The organism is Geminocystis sp. NIES-3709, from assembly GCF_001548115.1.
Classification (GTDB): domain Bacteria; phylum Cyanobacteriota; class Cyanobacteriia; order Cyanobacteriales; family Cyanobacteriaceae; genus Geminocystis.
This window is the reverse complement of sequence record NZ_AP014821.1, coordinates 2,872,842-2,888,507: the sequence shown is the minus strand read 5'-3', so window position 1 is coordinate 2,888,507 and position 15,666 is coordinate 2,872,842. Positions and strand designations below refer to the sequence as shown.

The 15,666-nt window shown below is 35.4% G+C and carries 24 protein-coding genes; 2 read left to right on the top strand and 22 right to left on the bottom strand.

The window, feature by feature from the left end; translation table 11 throughout:
- Positions 1–130: 130 nt before the first annotated feature.
- The 6 genes from GM3709_RS12320 to GM3709_RS12300 form a co-directional block, all read right to left on the bottom strand.
- A complete protein-coding gene (locus GM3709_RS12320; RefSeq protein WP_066121907.1) occupies positions 131–250 on the bottom strand; it encodes a photosystem II reaction center protein J in 120 nt (39 codons plus the stop codon).
- Between the two features lie 29 nt (positions 251–279).
- Entirely contained in the window at positions 280–399 is a 120-nt protein-coding gene (locus GM3709_RS19200; RefSeq protein WP_071828045.1) for a photosystem II reaction center protein L, read from the bottom strand.
- 9 nt (positions 400–408) lie between these two features.
- Positions 409–540, bottom strand: coding sequence for a cytochrome b559 subunit beta (gene psbF, locus GM3709_RS12315; protein ID WP_066119748.1), 132 nt, complete (start codon positions 538–540; stop codon positions 409–411).
- A 20-nt stretch (positions 541–560) separates the two neighbouring features.
- A complete protein-coding gene (gene psbE / locus GM3709_RS12310) occupies positions 561–806 on the bottom strand; it encodes a cytochrome b559 subunit alpha (RefSeq protein WP_066119746.1) in 246 nt (81 codons plus the stop codon).
- Positions 807–868: 62 nt separating this feature from the next.
- Entirely contained in the window at positions 869–1,870 is a 1,002-nt protein-coding gene (locus GM3709_RS12305; RefSeq protein ID WP_144439441.1) for a photosynthesis system II assembly factor Ycf48, read from the bottom strand.
- Positions 1,871–1,897: 27 nt separating this feature from the next.
- On the bottom strand, positions 1,898–2,245 hold the full coding sequence (locus GM3709_RS12300) for a rubredoxin (RefSeq protein WP_066121903.1): 348 nt from the start codon (positions 2,243–2,245) through the stop codon (positions 1,898–1,900).
- A gap of 181 nt (positions 2,246–2,426) precedes the next feature.
- Here GM3709_RS12300 and larE point away from each other — a divergent pair, with 181 nt between their 5' ends.
- Positions 2,427–3,233: an ATP-dependent sacrificial sulfur transferase LarE gene (larE, locus tag GM3709_RS12295; protein WP_066119744.1), complete on the top strand. Its 807-nt coding sequence runs from the start codon at positions 2,427–2,429 to the stop codon at positions 3,231–3,233.
- A 48-nt stretch (positions 3,234–3,281) separates the two neighbouring features.
- Here larE and murJ read toward each other — a convergent pair whose 3' ends face one another.
- The gene (gene murJ, locus GM3709_RS12290; protein ID WP_066119742.1) at positions 3,282–4,877 is read right to left on the bottom strand and encodes a murein biosynthesis integral membrane protein MurJ; all 1,596 of its coding nucleotides are present in this window, start codon (positions 4,875–4,877) and stop codon (positions 3,282–3,284) included.
- Positions 4,878–5,037: 160 nt separating this feature from the next.
- On the opposite strand from murJ, the gene thrC reads away from it, so the two are divergent.
- Entirely contained in the window at positions 5,038–6,150 is a 1,113-nt protein-coding gene (thrC, locus tag GM3709_RS12285; protein ID WP_066119740.1) for a threonine synthase, read from the top strand.
- A 57-nt stretch (positions 6,151–6,207) separates the two neighbouring features.
- On the opposite strand, the gene GM3709_RS12280 is transcribed toward thrC, so the two are convergent.
- The 15 genes from GM3709_RS12280 to GM3709_RS12215 form a co-directional block, all read right to left on the bottom strand.
- Complete coding sequence (locus tag GM3709_RS12280) at positions 6,208–6,501, bottom strand: 4a-hydroxytetrahydrobiopterin dehydratase (protein WP_066119738.1); 294 nt, start codon at positions 6,499–6,501, stop codon at positions 6,208–6,210.
- Positions 6,502–6,673: 172 nt separating this feature from the next.
- Entirely contained in the window at positions 6,674–7,687 is a 1,014-nt protein-coding gene (locus GM3709_RS12275) for a thiamine phosphate synthase (RefSeq protein WP_066119736.1), read from the bottom strand.
- 89 nt (positions 7,688–7,776) lie between these two features.
- Positions 7,777–8,910, bottom strand: a complete 1,134-nt coding sequence (locus GM3709_RS12270; protein ID WP_066119733.1) for an ATP-binding protein — start codon at positions 8,908–8,910, stop codon at positions 7,777–7,779.
- Between the two features lie 13 nt (positions 8,911–8,923).
- Positions 8,924–9,361, bottom strand: coding sequence for a response regulator (locus GM3709_RS12265; RefSeq protein WP_066119732.1), 438 nt, complete (start codon positions 9,359–9,361; stop codon positions 8,924–8,926).
- A gap of 537 nt (positions 9,362–9,898) precedes the next feature.
- A complete protein-coding gene (rpmE, locus tag GM3709_RS12260) occupies positions 9,899–10,141 on the bottom strand; it encodes a 50S ribosomal protein L31 (protein WP_066119731.1) in 243 nt (80 codons plus the stop codon).
- A 123-nt stretch (positions 10,142–10,264) separates the two neighbouring features.
- Positions 10,265–10,663: a 30S ribosomal protein S9 gene (gene rpsI / locus GM3709_RS12255; RefSeq protein WP_066119729.1), complete on the bottom strand. Its 399-nt coding sequence runs from the start codon at positions 10,661–10,663 to the stop codon at positions 10,265–10,267.
- Positions 10,663–11,118, bottom strand: coding sequence for a 50S ribosomal protein L13 (rplM, locus tag GM3709_RS12250; protein ID WP_066119727.1), 456 nt, complete (start codon positions 11,116–11,118; stop codon positions 10,663–10,665). The genes rpsI and rplM overlap by 1 nt, the downstream gene beginning before the upstream one ends.
- 16 nt (positions 11,119–11,134) lie before the next feature.
- The gene (gene truA, locus GM3709_RS12245) at positions 11,135–11,953 is read right to left on the bottom strand and encodes a tRNA pseudouridine(38-40) synthase TruA (RefSeq protein WP_066119725.1); all 819 of its coding nucleotides are present in this window, start codon (positions 11,951–11,953) and stop codon (positions 11,135–11,137) included.
- Between the two features lie 25 nt (positions 11,954–11,978).
- Complete coding sequence (rplQ, locus tag GM3709_RS12240) at positions 11,979–12,329, bottom strand: 50S ribosomal protein L17 (protein ID WP_066119723.1); 351 nt, start codon at positions 12,327–12,329, stop codon at positions 11,979–11,981.
- 82 nt (positions 12,330–12,411) lie between these two features.
- Complete coding sequence (locus GM3709_RS12235) at positions 12,412–13,401, bottom strand: DNA-directed RNA polymerase subunit alpha (protein ID WP_066119721.1); 990 nt, start codon at positions 13,399–13,401, stop codon at positions 12,412–12,414.
- A 92-nt stretch (positions 13,402–13,493) separates the two neighbouring features.
- Positions 13,494–13,886 (bottom strand): 30S ribosomal protein S11, encoded by a 393-nt coding sequence (gene rpsK / locus GM3709_RS12230; protein ID WP_066119719.1) that lies wholly within the window; start codon positions 13,884–13,886, stop codon positions 13,494–13,496.
- Positions 13,887–14,060: 174 nt separating this feature from the next.
- On the bottom strand, positions 14,061–14,441 hold the full coding sequence (gene rpsM / locus GM3709_RS12225; RefSeq protein ID WP_066119717.1) for a 30S ribosomal protein S13: 381 nt from the start codon (positions 14,439–14,441) through the stop codon (positions 14,061–14,063).
- Between the two features lie 86 nt (positions 14,442–14,527).
- On the bottom strand, positions 14,528–14,641 hold the full coding sequence (rpmJ, locus tag GM3709_RS19195) for a 50S ribosomal protein L36 (RefSeq protein WP_071590996.1): 114 nt from the start codon (positions 14,639–14,641) through the stop codon (positions 14,528–14,530).
- Between the two features lie 120 nt (positions 14,642–14,761).
- Positions 14,762–14,992, bottom strand: coding sequence for a translation initiation factor IF-1 (infA, locus tag GM3709_RS12220; RefSeq protein ID WP_017296423.1), 231 nt, complete (start codon positions 14,990–14,992; stop codon positions 14,762–14,764).
- Positions 14,993–15,057: 65 nt separating this feature from the next.
- The gene (locus GM3709_RS12215) at positions 15,058–15,612 is read right to left on the bottom strand and encodes an adenylate kinase (protein WP_066119715.1); all 555 of its coding nucleotides are present in this window, start codon (positions 15,610–15,612) and stop codon (positions 15,058–15,060) included.
- Between the last annotated feature and the right edge of the window lie 54 nt (positions 15,613–15,666).

Sequence of the window (15,666 nt, the reverse complement as noted above, 5' to 3'; positions counted from 1 at the left end):
GAACCAAAGTTATCTGGAAATAATAAAATTTAGTGTTTATTGAAAGTATTAAATTTTAGGACAAAAAAACGCCCCAGAATTTAATTCCAGAGCAGTTTCCGATCAATTATTTAATTTTTCAAAAACTAAATTATAATGAAGAACCTAAACCAGCATAAGCACCATAGAAAAATAATGCCACTACAGTTAAAACACCCATTCCGGCTACTGTGCCAACAATCCACAAAGGGATTCTTGCTTCTCCCATGATCAAACCTCCTATATTAGTTAAATTAGTTTTTAGTTAAAGAAATAGCTAGAGAATAAAACACCAAGCACCGCAATAAATAATAAACCCAAATAAAGGGAAGTACGGTTTAATTCTACACTTTGTCTGTTCGGATTTTGATTTCTGTCCATTGTTCTCTCCTATCGTTGAATAAATTGCATGGCGGTAATCGCACCGATGAAAAATACAGAAGGTACGGCTAAAGTATGTACGGCTAACCATCTGACAGTAAAAATAGGATATGAAATTGGTTGATTAGGACTATTAGTCATATTTTATTTACCTTTTTTATCTATTTACTAAATTGTTCGACTTGTTGACTTGCTTTATAACGATCGCTGATAATTGGTAATTCCTCACGGGTTTGAGTGAAATATTCATTAGGGCGGGGAGTACCAAAAGCATCATAAGCTAAACCAGTACTTACAAATAACCAACCAGCGATAAAAAGCATGGGAATAGTGATACTATGGATAACCCAATAACGCACACTGGTTACAATATCAGTAAATGGACGTTCACCTGTATCTCCAGCCATAAAAGCATTGCCTCCTAAATTTTTTTTACTATTTAACTAATGTACAACATTTGCGACTTAACTTAGACCGCATTCTGAGTATTATATTTTAACAGAACACCACGCTCTCCTAAAACAAAACCTCGATCGGGATCAAGAAAAACGATTTTATATAAGTTAGAGGGTACAGACTCAATTTCTCGATCTTTTTCCCATGTTAAACCACCATCACGACTAACGAGAAGATTACCACTTCCTCCAGCAACCCAAACCTCATCACCTTGTCTAGTAGCTAAGTCTAAGAATCCCCAACTGGCAGAATATTCAGGGTTAATCGGTTCATCCCAATTTTCTAAATCTTGAGATTGACTGAGTTGAATTTGTCCGCCTCTAGCTATCAACCATAGTCGATCATCATCAAAAAAGCCCATATTCTGTAATCTTTTTGAAGAAGTTCTGTTATGGGGAGTCCATTCCGTATCTCCGGGTTGCCATGTGGAATAGAAATTACCTCTAGCACTAACTGCGACATACTTACCATCAGCAGAACGATTAATACTTCTGGCAACGCCCACGGCACCTTCAACTAAGCCTTTCCAACTTTTACCACCATCAGTGGTTTTATAAATAGCCCCTAAATTTGTGACCATTTCTGCGGTATCAGGAGCAAGGGCAATAATATCATAAGGAATACCCGGAAGTTTATCACTTAAAGGAATACGCTCCCAAGTTTCACCACCGTTAGCTGTGTGTAACAATACGTTAGGTTGTCCTGTAATCCAACCCTCGTTATCATTAAAGCTAATCCCAGTAAAACTAACTTTTTCTTCCCCTAGATCAATGGTTTTTGGTTGCCAAGTATCGCCACCGTCATTAGTTTCAAACAAGGTAGCTTTTGTGCCGACTAACCAACCGTGATTAGAATCACTGGTAAAAGCTAGATCTGCTAAAATTGCATCGGTATCTAAGTTGATATATTTCCATGGGTTTTCACTGATAGATGGTACATTAGAACAACTTACACAGAGAAAACCGACTATTACTAATAGTAAAATTTGTTTGAGTCGATCGAATAAAAAATTCATTGTTATTTCCAAAAATATAATTTCTAATTAATTCAATCCGTATAAACTGAGAAAGAATAAGATAGCTAAAGCCAAAGCCCCGAAAATAAGAAGGTTTTTTTGTCCGGGGGTTAATTGATTTACACCAAAACCATAGTTTAGATTTTCTGCAAATCCTGAGGGTGCATCTTGTGCTCCGATATTAGTAAAAGCAGTACGACTTGAACCACATACAGGACAACGCCAGTTACTAGGTAAATCTGTAAATAAAGTACCTACTGGTATATTAGTTTTACTATCACCCTTAGAAGGTACATAAGTATAACCACAGGAACGACATTCATAACTCGGCGGTGCTTGTTCGGCTAAAGTTTTTTCTTTGGCGGCTTCACTCATGACGTTATGTAAAACAAATCTTAAAAGTTCTTTAAGAATTATTACATAAAAAGGGATAAACATTGCAATATTCTGTAAGTTCCAGAGGATAGTATTAAGAAAAATCTGAGAATTTTTTTGGTACGGTAGAGTAAAGGTTCAAACTATCTTTTTGTAAATTACTATAGATATTTTTCGTATTATGATTCAAGAAAAATTAAAAGACTTGCGTAGTATTTTTCAGTCAATGGATAAGGCTTTAATTGCTTATTCTGGAGGGATTGATAGTACTTTGGTGGCAAAAATTGCTTATGACGTGCTGGGAGATCGAAGTATCGCAGTTACAGCAGTATCACCTTCTTTATTACCGGAAGAATTAGACGAGGCACAACAACAAGCACAAATTATAGGTATTAACCATGAGTTGATAGAAACAGAGGAGATGAAGAATCCAAACTATACATCTAATCCTGTCAATCGTTGTTATTTTTGTAAGAGTGAGTTACATGATAAACTTAAACCTCTTGCCCTAGAAAAAGATTATCCTTATGTGATTGATGGAGTAAATGCTGACGATTTACAAGACTATCGCCCCGGTATTCAAGCGGCAAAAGAAAGAGGAGTTCGATCGCCTTTAGCCGAAATTGGTATAACTAAAGTGGAAGTAAGAGAGATGACGAAAATTTTGGAATTGCCATGGTGGGATAAACCTTCTCAACCTTGTCTATCTTCTCGTTTTCCCTATGGAGAAGAAATTACTTTTGAGAAATTACATCGTGTTGGCAGAGCAGAAATTTATCTCAGAAAATTAGGATATAGTAATTTAAGAGTCAGGTACGATCGAGACACGGCAAGAATTGAACTACTACCGCAACAAATTACAGAGTTTGTTTTGAAAGCAAATTTACCTGAAATAGTTAGTCATTTTCAATCTCTAGGTTTTACTTACGTTACTCTTGATTTAGAAGGTTATCGCAGTGGAAAATTAAACCAAATTATTAATCAATAAAACCGAGTAAAAAATTATATTTAGTTGTTAAAAATGAAAAGATATAAATTATCTACGGGAAAATTTGCCACTTACTTTAGAGAATAAAATTTCTAATTCAGGTAATTTTAAAGGCATAATTAATAAGAGGAAAATTCCCACAGCAATTAAACTTGATAAAAATAAGTTAATTAATTGTATTAATAAACCTTTTTCCCCCCATAAAAAACACAAAAATTCATTACTTCCCCAACAAGCAAAACCAGAAATAACAGTTGCTATTACTAAGATAGTAAAAATAAAAATCCACTGTTTTAAAGGAAATCCATTTAAACGTTTATGTAAAATCCAAATCATGGCGATCGTAGAAAGTACATTTACTCCGATCGTAGCGTAAACTAAACCTTGAGTTTCAAATTCTTTAACTAATAAATAATCTAAAATAGCATTAAGAAAAATATTAACAATACTAATTTTAAAAGGAGTTTGACCATCACCTAAAGCATAAAAAACTCTAACTAAAACATCTCTACCTAAGTAAAAAAACATTCCCACACCATAGGCAAATAATACTGGTGCAACAATACCTGAATCAGAAGATTTAAACACTCCTCTTTCATAAATAATTCTCACAATAGGATTAGATAAAGCCATAAAAATAGCAGTGAGAGGAAGCATTGTTAAAGCGGACAAAATTAGTCCTTGTCTAATTCTTACTTTTAATTCTTCCCAATTTTCAGGACTTGTTAAACGAGAAAACACTGGCAAAAAAGGCACTAATATCATATTAGAAATAATGCCCAAAGGAGTTAAAACAATAAAATTAGCATAACGCATCGCCGCTGCCGCATTTTCGATATAGGAAGCAAAATATAAATCAGTGTAAACATTTATATGTAACATTCCAGAAGAAAGAGTTGCCGGTGCCATTACTTTCATGACATCATTAACCCCCTCTCTACCCCAATCAAAACGTAATTTTAAAGTACTAATGCCTAATTTAATCTGAGTTAATTGTTGTGCTAACCATTGCCAAACACCACCAGCAAGAGTTGTTCCTGCTAACATTAGACTGCCAAATTGGATATATTCTGGAGCATTAATTTGATCTCCTAAAAACCAAAATAAACCGCCAACACCAATAACAATAGTTAAACTAGAAAATAAAGGACTAATACTTGGTAACCAATATTGATCTGAAGCGTTTAAACTACCAAAACCGATCCCAATTAACCCAGCAAAAATAGCTAAAGGTGCCATAATTTGCAGTTGTAAAATGGCCATATCTCGCACATTAGGATCTAATCCGGGAGCTAATAAATCAATGAATTTATCAGCATATATAACAAGAATTATTGTGACTAATAATAAAATCGTGCTGACAAGAGTGGTAATAGTTTCAATCAGGGGTGCTGCTTCTTTTTGTTCTCTTTTTGCTAAAACACTGACTAAAGAACTATGAAATGGTCCATTAATGCCTCCTAACAAAATTAATAAAAATCCGGGAATAACATAGGCATAAGCATAGGCATTAACAACAATACCTACCCCAAAAGCTGCGGCGACGATTTGTTCACGCACCAACCCAAATATTTTACTAATAAAAGTCGCTATAGCGACTATTCCGGCAATACTGGCTAAGGATTTTTTCTTACTACTATTCACATCGATCGAGGGAAATAACTAATTGATTTATTATCTAGCAAAATGGTTCATATCGTAATAACTGACAATGTAGAAATAGTGTCAAATTGAAAAATAATGACTGTGAATTTTTATAATTCCCATTTATGGCATAATTGAAAGTATTGTCTATTTATATTTAATACCCGTGGTAGCGACGAAATTTCATCCAACTAACACAAGTCATCATTTAAGAACAGGCTGGAGAGGCTTAATTGAGGAATATAAACACTATTTGCCCGTCACTCCAGAAACTCCTATTATTACCTTAAGAGAGGGTAATACCCCTTTAATTCCTGTCCCCGTTATTTCCAATATGATCGGTCGTAACGTGAAAGTATTTGTAAAGTATGATGGATTGAATCCTACTGGATCATTTAAAGATCGGGGTATGACAATGGCAATCTCTAAAGCCAAAGAAGCAGGAGCAAAAGCTGTAATTTGTGCAAGTACAGGCAATACTTCGGCGGCGGCGGCGGCTTATGCTACCAGAGCTGGAATGAAAGCCTTTGTAATTATTCCTGATGGCTATGTAGCCTTGGGAAAACTAGCTCAAGCATTAATTTACGGTGCAGAAGTTTTGGCTATTCAAGGTAATTTTGACCATGCGTTAACTATTGTGCGTCAAATTGCTGATAATTACCCTGTAACCCTAGTTAATTCTGTCAATCCTTATCGTTTAGAAGGACAAAAAACCGCAGCATTTGAAGTGGTAGATACTTTGGGTTATGCGCCTGATTGGTTAGCTATTCCTGTGGGTAACGCCGGAAATATCACAGCCTATTGGATGGGTTTCTGTCAATATCATAGTGAAAATCGTTGCGATCGACTGCCACAAATGATGGGATTCCAAGCGGCCGGTTCAGCTCCTTTTGTGGAAGGACATCAAGTATTAAAACCAGAAACTGTAGCCACGGCTATTAGAATTGGAAATCCTGCAAACTGGGAAAAAGCATTAGGAGTCAGAGAAGCATCTAACGGACAATTTAACGCCGTTACCGATAGCGAAATTTTGGAAGCCTATCGTATTTTAGGACGAGATGAAGGAGTTTTTTGTGAACCAGCTAGTGCTGCCTCTGTTGCTGGAGTACTAAAATTAAAAGAGCAAATTCCTGATAATGGTACAGTTGTCTGTGTTTTAACAGGTAATGGCTTAAAAGATCCTGATAATGCCATGAAAACTAGCGAAAGTGGCATTCGATCGGGTATTAAAGCAGATTTACAAGAAGTAGCTCGAATTATGGGTTTTGAATAAATTAGGAATGGGGAATTGGAAATTAATAAATTCCTTTCTCCTATGGATTCTTCCCGATTATTTAATCATTAAACTATTAACAATATCAACAATTTCATGAGCAAGATCAAAATCTTTTTGAGTGATTCCACCTTCATCGTGGGATGTGAGATTAATAGTTACCTTATTGTAAGAAATAAAAATATCAGGATGATGTCCTGATTTTTCTGATGGGACTACTAGACGATTTACAAATTCGATCGCTTGAATGAAATCTTTAAATTTGTAAGTAACATTAATAGTTCCATCTCTAGTAATCCAATCGGGAAGGGTTGATAGTTTTTCTCTAACTTCTGTTTCGCTTAAAATCATTTTCTTAAATTAGTATTGATTAATGGTTCAACTAAAGCGATTATATCACTACAATCTCTATCTCTTTTGAAGTGTGATTGACACTATCTGTGTTTTGAATGGGAATAATTTTTTAGATTCTATCTACAGTATGAGCTTTTAAAGAGGATAAGAGGAGAAACAGAAGGGGACATTAAAAGTTTTTGAGAAGATTTTTTGTTGCTTCTGTTGGATTTTCCGCTTCCATAATCGCCCTTACTACTGCGACTTTCTTTGCTCCACTTTTAATGACATCTCGAATATTATTACTATCTACACCACCAATGGCAAACCAAGGAATTGTGGAATTATTTTGAGCATAACGGACATATTCTAATCCCGAAGCTTTTTTACCTGCTTTTGTCGGTGTTTCGTAAACTGGCCCTACTCCGATATAATCAGCACCATCACTGATAGCTTTTGCCATTTCTTGAGGGTTAGTGGTGGATTTACCGATAATTTTACTAAAACCTAAGATTTGTCTAGCTAAACCTACAGGGCAATCTGTTTGGCCTAAATGTACTCCATCTGCGTTAACTGCCATGGCAAGATCGATTCGATCGTTTACAATAAACAAAGCACCATAGTTATTGCATAACTGTCTTAACTTATAAGCCTCTTTTAATTTGATTAAATCATCTTGATCTTTATGACGATACTGTACTAATTTTAAACCTCCCTTTAAAGCTGATTCTACTACGGCGAAAAAATTATCTACAGGGGAAGTCACTAGATATAATGAACATTGATCTAATAATTTAAACCGAGATTGGCCTAACAATTTACTTTCCAAAGTGTAAACTCGATAGCGCATTTGTTTCATCGCACCTGCAAACTCAACTTCGTATAATTTAGCGTACTCTTCTAAAACTCTTAGCGCTTCTTGTATTCTGCATAAATTTGCTTGTAATAAATCTTGTAAACTTTCTCTTTCAACTTCTTGAGGATGGGTTAAGTCAGTACCCGGATCATTGGGGGTATCTCTTGCTGTACGCAATTCATTGGTATGCCAACTAGCTAATTCTTGGCGCATTTCTTTACAAGTAGCCGCAGTTTCTTTGTCATTCAAGCCAAAACGACACCATTCCTCGATAATTCTTAATCCTTCTCTGGCTCGATCGAGGTTAGCATCTAATATACGATATATAGCAGTTTGTTGATTAACCATCTTGATAATTAGGAATTTTTAACATAACTCACTTTGAAACTTATTTCAAAGCATCGGGCGAAAGTCTGAGAATATCGATTCATTACTTCTCAATTCTCAATTGCTAAAATGGGGATGGTAAAAAAAAATGTTGATCCTTTATTTAAAATTGATTCTACCCAAATTTTACCACCGTTAATTTCAACAATTTTTTGACAGATAGCTAAACCGATACCACTGCCTGAGTATTTTCTATCGGTGTCCACTCTTTCTAACATTTCAAATATTCTACCTTGATCTTCTGGTTTAACACCAATACCATTATCTTTAACCATGAATAGCCATGTTTCCTCTTTTTTTTCTATAGTAATTTGTATTTCTGGAGTTCGATCGTAGGGAATATATTTAATCGCATTACTCATTAAATTTTGTAAAATTTGACTTAATTGAATACTATTATAAAAAACTTTAATTGGTTTATTATTATTATTCATTTGAATATTAATTGAAGCCTTAGAATCTTGAATTTGTTTATTTAAAAACTTCATGACATTTTTAATAATATTTTCTACACAGACTATCTCTTTCTCAATACTTTTTTTATTAATTTGAGCATAGGAAAGCAGATTATCAATCAGCTTATTCATTTGATTTGTTGAAGCTAAAATAAACTCTAATAATTGATAAGATTGTTCCTTTAAATTTTTTTCTAAATGTAAAATTAATTGACTACTAGCTAAAATAGTTTGTAAAGGTTGTTTTAAGTCATGAGATACAATATAAGCATAGTTTTCTAATTCTTGATTAGATGTAGATAGTTTCTTATTTAAAATATTAATCTCTTTTAATCTCTGTTTTCTCTCTATAGCATAGCGTATTGACCTTTGTAAATTATCTAAATTAATTTGTCCTTTTACAAGATAATCTTGTGCTCCTTCTCTTACAGATGCGATCGCAGTTACCTGATCATCTAAACCCGTTAAAATAAGAATAGGAATATCTCCACTATGACTATAAATAGTTTTTACTGTATCTAAATTGTGACTATCAGGTAAAGATAGATCTAATAAAATAACATCAAAATCATGACTTTGAAGGGAAAAAATAGCATCTCGACAAGTAGATACATGAGTTAATTTAACGGAAAGAGTCTGTAATTTTTGAAACTGTTTTTTAAGAATAATAACATCAGGCAAATTATCCTCAACTAAAAGAATTTTAAAACAAATTAGGGAAGAAACCATATGACCATGAATATTAATAATTAACAGGATAACGGACAAATTGAAACCAAAAATTATCAATCGCCGTTACACATTTGTAAAAATCTCTTAAATCGATCGGTTTAGTCAAATAACAGTTAGCATGATCTTGATAACATTCGATAATGTCTTTGTCTTCTTCTGATGTAGTTAAAACAATAACAGGAATAGCTTTTAATTCAAGATCAGATTTGATTTCTTTCAATACTTCTTTCCCATTTTTGCGAGGTAAATTCAAATCCAATAATATAAGATCTGGACGATGCTGTTTTTCATATTCACCTTTTTGATGCAAAAAATTCATCGCCTCAATTCCATCTTTAGCTACATGAAGAATTTTTGGTGTCAGAGTTTGCTTAAGCATTTTTTTCATTAAAATTACATCTGACAAAGAATCTTCTACTAATAAAATTTCTAGTGGTTTTAAAACCATTTATTTTATGTTATTAAATTTAAAATATAACGTAAATTAAGATAGTATAATAATAGCATTACTATCTGATTTGTAACAAAATAAAGGTTTAATTCTTCTCTTTTTAAGAGCAGTTACGATGAATTAAAATGATCCTAAATCATTTAGGATTGGTATAGGTTAAAAAATTGTTCAAATAAACACTATCCTATCACTATCTAGGATTTGTCAAAAATTCTTGTAACGATGATAGATAACCTGAGTGGGCTGTTATAAACCTTTAAAAATATTAAAAATAAGGGTTTAAGGCTAGTAACTGACCAAATTTTAGTTTGAAAAAAGAATTAAATTGAGCAAATAATCGTTTTAAATCAATTTGACTAACTTTTAAGTCAATTTTTCTTACTTTTCCCTTTCCTCTCTCTTTATCGATAATTTTATGATTCACGCTTGGTATGACAGTAATCAGAGTTCAGCAAATCCCACTTACTAAAAAACCCTAACAAATAACATATTTGCTAGAGTTTAAATATTTCTTTATTTTTTGAAAAAAGATTTCTACTTTGTCTCAGTGTTAGAACCTTCTTGCTTACCACTAAGCATACCGTATTTACGCAAGAATCGATCGACTCTACCTTCCGTGTCAATAATTTTTTGAGTACCGGTGTAGAAAGGATGATTACCAGACCAAACCTCTACATGAATTTCTGGTTGGGTTGAACCAACACGCATAACTTCCTCTCCGTTACAAATCACTTTTGCATCGGGATACCATTGGGGGTGTATTCCTTCTTTTGGCATAATTTTAATTTCCTTATTTATATCGATAATTTAAAATAGTCTTTAGCTTTGAGCAATTAGCTTTCCGCTATAAATTCACCACTTTATTTGTTTCCCCCTCTTCTCAAAACAAGGGGGCAAATATTAACGTTTGGAGTACTGAGGAGCTTTACGGGCTTTATGTAAACCATATTTCTTACGCTCTTTCGCACGAGGATCTCTCGTTAAATAACCTTCCGCTTTAAGAGGTTGACGATTTTCAGGATCAAGTTGACATAACGCACGAGCAACGCCTAATTTAACGGCATCAGATTGCCCTGTTAAACCACCACCATGAGAATTTACTAAAATATCATACTCATTTTCTAATCCCAAAGTTTCAAGGGGTGCTTTTAAGGCTTGAATATAATCTTGAATTTGTTGGAAATATTCTGAACCTTCACGATCGTTAACTTTAACAGCACCTGTACCGGGTACGAGACGGACTCTGGCAACGGAAGACTTACGACGACCAGTACCAAGATAAACTACTTTATTCGACATTATTTATCGCCTCCAGGAATAGTATTAATGGTTAAAACTTCGGGTTTTTGTGCTGTGTGAGGATGGTTAGATCCTGTATAAACTTTGAGCTTAGTAAATAAAGTTCTGCCTAAGCTATTTTTGGGTAACATACCTTTAACGGCAGTTTCGATAATTCTTTCTGGAATACGTTTTTGTAATTTATCAAAGGTTTCTGTTTTCATTCCACCAGGACGCCCGGAATGACGACGATAAAGTTTTTGTTCGCCTTTTTTGCCAGTAACAACAACTTTTTCCGCATTTACAACAATGACAAAATCCCCTGTATCTAAGTGAGGGGTAAAGGTGGGTTTATTTTTACCTCTTAAAACGTTAGCAATTTCTGTAGCTAATCTGCCGAGGCGTTGATCTTGAGCATCAACAATAAACCATTTTTTTTCTATATCTTCTAGTTTAGGAACTGGTGTTTTATTCATTTTAAATTGAGACTTTTTAACTAAAAGTAAAAATAGGTTGAGTATTAAACCATATTGGTTCAGGTATCGGAAAATCCTGATAACCTACTCTTAACAAACATAATCCTTTTGCCGGGGCAGAATATTTAACTAAGTCTCGCCGTCGATCGCTCCAAATATATTGAAACTCTGACAAAGATCTTGTTCCTGCTCCCACCTCTACTAACATCCCCACCAGTAATCTGACCATCCCATATAAAAAGCCACTAGCTTGTATCTCAATATGTATCAAGTCTTCTTTTCGATCGCAACTAACTTCTTGCACTTCTAAAATGGAGTGTAAACGTTTAGATCCAGCTCTGCGAAAAGCACTTAAATCGTGAACTCCTAGTAAAGGGTTGAGCGCTTGTTGAATCAAAGATTCATCTAAAGGCTGATGATAGTAGTGCCAACTAAACGGTTGTAAAAATAGGTTGGGAATTTTACCAGTATATATAGTATAACGATAACGTCTCCATAACGCTGAAAAACAAGCGTGCCAATCATTTGCTACCTGTGCCGATGCCCTAATTAAAATATCATCTGGTAAACATCCATTGAGGACTTTTGTCCAACGATCAGGGGGAACGGGGGATTTTACATCAAAATGGGCTACTTGTGCCGCTCCATGAACTCCACTATCAGTCCTACCAGCACCATGAATGGTAACAGGATGACCAACCACTGAAGCGATCGCCATTTCGATTTTTTCTTGGACACTTATGTATTTAGGCTGTCGTTGCCAACCATGATAATTAGACCCTAAATACTGAATTACTAAAGCAATTCTTTGGGAGTCTTGAGAGCAATGGTTCATGAGGCACGGAAACTAAAAAATAAAGTTATACTAACTGAATGATTGCCATTTCAGCATTATCACCCCGACGACTTTTCGTACGGACAACTCTGGTATAGCCACCATTACGATCGGCATAGCGTTCTTGAGCTTTAGCAAAAATATCATTTACTAAATCTTTGTCATACACATAACCCAAGGCTCTACGTCTTGCGGACAGAGAACCATCCTTCGCTAAGGTAATCATTTTATCCGCAGTAGTACGAACTGCCTTAGCACGGGCTTTAGTTGTGGTAATTTCACCTTCTCGTAATAACTGAGTAGTTAAAGCACGGAGAAGAGCTTTTCTTTGGTCTGCTGGTAAGCCCAATAAAGGCACTTTACAACGGTGACGCATTAATTTCCTCCTTAAATTATTTATTTTGTTTTACAATACCCTAACCGTTTTCCTCTCTTGCTGAAAGAAGTAATTAACCTGATTATGGGGTAGCAACGGGTTCAGCACTTTGAATTAAATCACCACCGGGAGTTTCTTTCATTTTTCCCTCAGCTAAAGTAATTCCTAAACGCTGTTGCAAAGCCTCAATAACTTCTTCCGCAGATTTTTGTCCGAAATTTTTAATTTCTAAGAGGTCATCTTGAGAATATTCCAATAAATCAGCTACCGTATTGATTTGCGCTCGTTTCAAACAGTTGTAAGCACGAACAGAAAGATTCAATTCTTCAATGGGTATTTGACTTGCTGGATCTTCTGGTTCTTCCAGTTCTTCGGGTTGACCAGAAATGCTCGTAGCGTCCATTAAAGGAGTAAATAAATCCACTAAAATTGTTGACGCATCAGATAGAGCTTCTTCTGGTTTTATGCTTCCATTTGTCCAAATTTCTAAAATTAGACGATCGGACATTTCTCCTTCATAGCGAATTTCTTCTACTGCGAAGTTAACTCTAGTAACGGGCATGAACACAGAATCGATTTGCAAAAAATCGAGGGAGCTATGTTCATCTTTACCTTTTTCAATGGCTCGATAACCTTTACCCTTCTCGACTTTAAACTCCATCTCTAATTTTGCACCTTTACCTAAAGTACAAATATACTGACTTGGTTCAACGACATCTATTTCTGATGGTAAATCAAACTTAGCGGCTGTAACAGTACAAGGGCCAATGGCTACTAAACGACCAATTTGAGGTGTGTTTGTGTAGCTTTTAAATGTAATCCCTTTCATGTTTAGCATGATTTCTAAAACATCTTCTCTTACCCCTTCTACAACAGCAAATTCGTGATTTACCCCTGCGATTCTAACGGCAGTTACCGCCGCCCCTTCTAAGTTGGACAACAGCACCCGCCTCAAGGAATTACCCAAAGTTATACCTTGTCCCCTTCCCAAAGGCTCTAGTACAAATTTACCATATTGTCCTTGATTTTTTTGAGTTTTATTTACTAAGCAGTCTATTTTAAACACAGCCACAGTGGTTATTTCCTCGATTTATGAAGTCAGGTTTAGATACAAATTTTGATAATCAACTTTTCCCTGAGGAAGTTTATGACTATCATAAAGTTTTAGACTCTGCGTCTTTTGGGAGGGCGACAGCCGTTGTGAGGAATAGGGGTAATATCCCGAATTAATGTAATTTCTAATCCTGCTCCTTGTAAAGCTCTGATAGCGGTTTCTCTACCTGCACCCGGCCCGCTAACCATCACGTCAACCTGTCTCATTCCGTTGTCCATAGCAGTTCTTGCGGCACTATCTGCTGCCGTTTGAGCGGCAAAGGGAGTACCTTTTTTTGCTCCCTTAAAACCGCTCGATCCCGCCGTTGCCCATGAAATAACGTTACCCGTGGCATCAGTAATAGTTACAATAGTATTATTGAATGTGGATTTAATATAAGCAACGCCAGTGGGAATGTTTTTCTTCTGCTTTTTCGGTCCTCCCCTTTTGGTGGGTCTTGCCATGCCAGATATACCTCTTTAACTGAATTTGTTTAACTTAAGTTTTTGATTAGATTTAGTTAGTTTGTTTAAGCTGTGATTTGTCTCACTAGGCATGATTTAAGGTGATCTTAGGTTTTTGCAACCCGAACTGAACGGTATTCAGGATGCCCATGCTAAAATGCGATCCTTAGTTATCTATTTCTTAGGAGCCTTTTTCTTGCCAGCGATCGCAACTCTACGACCACGACGAGTTCTGGCATTAGTACGAGTTCTTTGTCCTCTCAAGGGAAGTCCTTGACGATGACGACGACCTCTATAAGTACCGATGTCTCCTAGTCGCTTAATGTTCATCGCTTCTAAACGACGCAAATCTCCTTCTATTTGGAAATTTTCGTCAATGTAGGCTCTTAGTTTACTGACATCTTCGTCACTTAAATCTCTAACTCTGGTGTCTGGGTTAACCCCGGTAGCCGCCAGAATTTTTTGAGAAGAAGTTAAACCAATGCCATACAAGTAGGTAAGTCCTATTTCTACTCGTTTATCACGAGGTAAGTCAATACCAGAAATCCTTGCCATGTTTTCGTTTCCTTTGTTAGTCTCGTTATTTTTACCAAAAATTAGCCCAAACTCACTATTAATGAGTTAGACTTGTGTTTAAGATTTTATCCCTGACGTTGTTTATGTTTGGGGTTGGAACAGATCACCATTACCCGACCTTTACGGCGGATAACACGACATTTGTCGCAAATTTTTTTGACTGATGCTCTTACTTTCATGGTAGTAGTTTACACTGCAAGCTATTAATTATAACAGGATATTGACATCACTGTCAAATTGTGAATGACGGACTATTGACAATTAATTTTTGTCTTATATTTTTACTGTTTTATTTGTTTTTAACCTTTTTTGCCTTTAAGTCTGTAGGTAATTCTTCCTTTGCTTAAATCATAGGGAGTTAATTCTACTTTGACTCGATCGCCGGGGAGAATTTTGATATAATTTCTTCTAATTTTCCCTGCAATATGGGCTAAAACATTAAAACCGTTGTCCAAATCCACCCGAAACATTGCGTTAGGGAGAGATTCAGTTACAGTTCCTTCCATTTCAATCAGATCTTTTTTCGACATAGTATTTATTTATAAGATATTTTGTAATCCTTGTTGATTCTATCAAATCCATTGCTAGTTTGATTCTAGGATTTAACTATGGTTTCAAGTTCCTGACTGATTTGGGAAAGTTCTCGATCGCCGTTAACGTTTTTCAATAGGTTATGTTGCTGATAATATTCAATTAAGGGAGCAGTTTTTTGACGATATACCACTAAGCGATTGCTAATGGTTTCTTGATTATCATCTTTTCTACCTCGACCTAACAAACGGTCAATTAAAACTTGATCAGGGACATCAAAATTAATTACACCATCACAATTTTGATTTAATTGTTGGAGTAAATTAGTTAAAAAATCTGCTTGAGAAACATTCCGAGGAAAACCATCAAGAATCCATCCTTTTTGTGCATCTTCTTCTCCTAATCTTTGTTTGATCAAATCTAAAATAAGGTCATCAGGTACTAAATCCCCATTATCAACATAACTTTTCGCTTTCAACCCCAGAGGAGTTTCATCAGCGATCGCACCCCTGAGAATTTCCCCCGTTGAAATATGAGGAATACCCAGAGTTTCAGCTAGGATTTGGGCTTGAGTACCTTTTCCTGCTCCCGGTGCGCCTAAAAAGATTAGTTTGGTCATGGGTTTTTAATTGACAATTGATAATTGGCAATAAATGTGTTTAAAGTTGATGAG